This window comes from Massilia sp. CT11-108 (assembly GCF_047302915.1).
In the GTDB taxonomy this organism is placed as follows: Bacteria; Pseudomonadota; Gammaproteobacteria; order Burkholderiales; family Burkholderiaceae_D; genus Telluria; species Telluria orientalis.
This window is the reverse complement of the sequence record NZ_JBKYMO010000678.1, coordinates 1-2,477: the sequence shown is the minus strand read 5'-3', so window position 1 is coordinate 2,477 and position 2,477 is coordinate 1. Positions and strand designations below refer to the sequence as shown.

3 protein-coding genes and 1 tRNA gene are annotated in these 2,477 nt (G+C 62.9%); all 4 read right to left on the bottom strand.

All coding sequences use genetic code 11. From position 1 onward, the window contains the following. Positions 1-418, bottom strand: a 418-nt coding sequence (locus ACEN88_RS29335) for an amidase family protein (RefSeq protein ID WP_413345366.1), incomplete at its 3' end; no start/stop codon positions are given. Between the two features lie 124 nt (positions 419-542). Next, positions 543-1,118: an elongation factor P gene (locus ACEN88_RS29330; RefSeq protein ID WP_259447543.1), complete on the bottom strand. Its 576-nt coding sequence runs from the start codon at positions 1,116-1,118 to the stop codon at positions 543-545. Positions 1,119-1,184: 66 nt separating this feature from the next. Next, the gene (earP, locus tag ACEN88_RS29325; protein ID WP_413345364.1) at positions 1,185-2,333 is read right to left on the bottom strand and encodes an elongation factor P maturation arginine rhamnosyltransferase EarP; all 1,149 of its coding nucleotides are present in this window, start codon (positions 2,331-2,333) and stop codon (positions 1,185-1,187) included. A gap of 68 nt (positions 2,334-2,401) precedes the next feature. Then, positions 2,402-2,477 (bottom strand) — tRNA-Glu (locus ACEN88_RS29320).

Below are 2,477 nucleotides of genomic sequence, written 5' to 3'. Positions count from 1 at the left end.
CCGCGACGAACGCATCGCGCGTGGCGCGCACGCCGTCCAGCGCGAGCGAGCCGGCGCTCGTGCTCATCCTGTCGCCCGTCGCGATATTGTCCTTCAACAGGACGGGGATGCCGTGCAGCGGGCCGCGCACCTTGCCGGCCTTGCGCTCGCGGTCGAGGTCGGTGGCGATCCTGGCGGCGTCGGGATTCAGTTCGATGACGGCGTTCAGGCGCGGCCCGGCCTTGTCGACGGCCGCGATGCGCGCGAGGTAGCGCTGCACGAGCGTCTTCGACGTCAGCTTGCCCGTTTCCATCAGCGCCTGCTGCTCGCGCACGCCGGCGTCCAGCACGGCATCGGGTTCCTTGCCCGCTGCCGACGCAGTCACGCCGGCCGCGGCGCTCGCCGCCAGGCCCAGTCGAACGAAATCCCTGCGGTCCATGCACTCTCCTCGTGAATGCTCCAGCATAACAGGATCTTGCTTATTTGACATGAGCGCGTGTCGGACGTACCGTCGAAAAAAAACGCTGCCCGATGGACAGCGTTTTTCGTAAGAGCGCGTCGGCTTAGTTGCGGACGACTTTCTTGTACTCGGCGGTACGGGTGTCGATCTCGATGACGTCGTCCTGGTTGACGAACAGCGGCACCTGGATGGTGAACTGCTTCGACTCGATGGCGTTCTCGATCTTGGCTTCCTTCAGGACGTTGCCCGACGTGTTGCCCTTGACGGCCGGTTCCGTGTAGATGATCTGGCGTGCGATGGTGATCGGCAGTTCGACCGAGATGGCCTTGCCGTCGTAGAACACGGCTTCGCATTCCATACCGTCTTTCAGGTAGTTGATGGCGTCGCCCAGGTTTTCTTCTTCGATTTCGTACTGGTTGTATTCTTCATCCATGAAGACGTACAGCGGGTCGGCGAAGTACGAGTAGGTCACCGGCTTCTTGTCCAGGACGACGACGTCGAACTTGTCGTCGCCGCGGAACACGTTTTCCAGCGGTGCGTTGGTGAGAAGATTCTTCATCTTCCACTTGTACGTGAAGCCCGTGCGGCTCGAGCCATTGACGTCGGAGCGCAGCACGATGAAAGGCTTGGCATCAACCATGATGATGTTGCCGACACGGATTTCTTTTGCGGGTTTCATAGGAGGGTTTTAACCTAAAAATGAGTTGCAGTAATCAAGCATGATACCATGTTCCTCGTCCGTCGCCTACCGCAGCGACCGGGCGAAATCCAGCAGATTGCTCACCAGGTCGCCATGCGCCAACATCTGCGCCTGCCATTCGGCATTGCGTTCACGAATCGTCGGCAAACTGGCTTGCAGCGATGTCCACAGCGCGCGCCAATCCGCCGGAGCATTACCTTCCACGCCATTCCAGCGCAGGGAAAAATCGATCAGGCTGTCCAGGTTCGCCGCGTACTTTTGCAGGAACGCGCGGAGTTTAACATGATGCAAGTTTTCATCTTGCGGATAGATGTGCCAGATGAATGGTCGTCCCGCCCATTGCGCACGCACCCAGGAATCCTCGCCGCGCACGAAGTTCACGTCGCACGCCCACAGCAGGCGATCGTAATCGTCCTGCGCCAGGAACGGGACGGTGCGGACCGTGAGATTGCCGTGCGTCGCCACCGCGCCGGCGCCGGCGAACGCCGCCACCTGCTCGCGCGCGACGCCTTGCGGCACGAGACAGGTCACGGGCCGGTCGCCATCGCGCCATGCGGCGAACATCTCCGCGACCGGCGCGTGCGGATAGCAAAACAGGCTGACTGTCAGCGCGCTTGCCTCGTCCGTCGTCACGCCAAGCCGCGCGAGGAAACCGGCCCGCGCCGCCGCGTCGGCCTGGAAGCAGTCGCGCGCGTCGAGCAGATCGCGTTCGCGCAGCAGGCCGCCCGTCTTGCTCGTAAAACCCGGGAAGAAGAAATGCTTCGTCAGCTTCAGGCGCGGATGCATCGACGGCAGCGCGTGGCAACCCTCGACCCACTCCTCCGCGCTGAGGCCTTCGTAATTGATCCACACGGGCCGCGGCTCGCACTGCGCCATCGCGGCGATATAGCCCGGCGGGATGTCGACGCCGAAGAATTCGATGACGATGTCGGCCACGTCGGCCGGCGCGCAGGCGCCGTCCTGGTCGCGCCAGTGCAGCACGCGCACGCCGTCGACCACCTGCTCGTCGGCAGCGACGGACACGCCCGGCCAGATGCGGCGGAAACTGGCGAGGTCGTCGACCCACAGGGTCACCGCGATGCCATGCTCGCGGTGGAACTGCCGCGCGAGGCGCCAGCAGATGCCGATGTCGCCGAAGTTGTCGACCACTTTGCAGAAGATGGCGAGAGTCGTGGAGCGTTGATCGTTGTGCATGGTCGCGGACCCAAAGAAAAACCGGAGCACCTTTCCGCATGTGCGGGTGGTCTGCTCCGGTCTTTGACTGGCGTCCCCACGGGGATTCGAACCCCGGTACTCACCGTGAAAGGGTGATGTCCTAGGCCTCTAGACGATGGGGAC

Bases quoted from the DNA above. Each gene is read 5' to 3' on its own strand.
- ACEN88_RS29330 (WP_259447543.1), bottom strand. From the start codon at position 1,118: ATGAAACCCGCAAAAGAAATCCGTGTCGGCAACATCATCATGGTTGAT.
- earP (WP_413345364.1), bottom strand. From the start codon at position 2,333: ATGCACAACGATCAACGCTCCACGACTCTCGCCATCTTCTGCAAAGTG.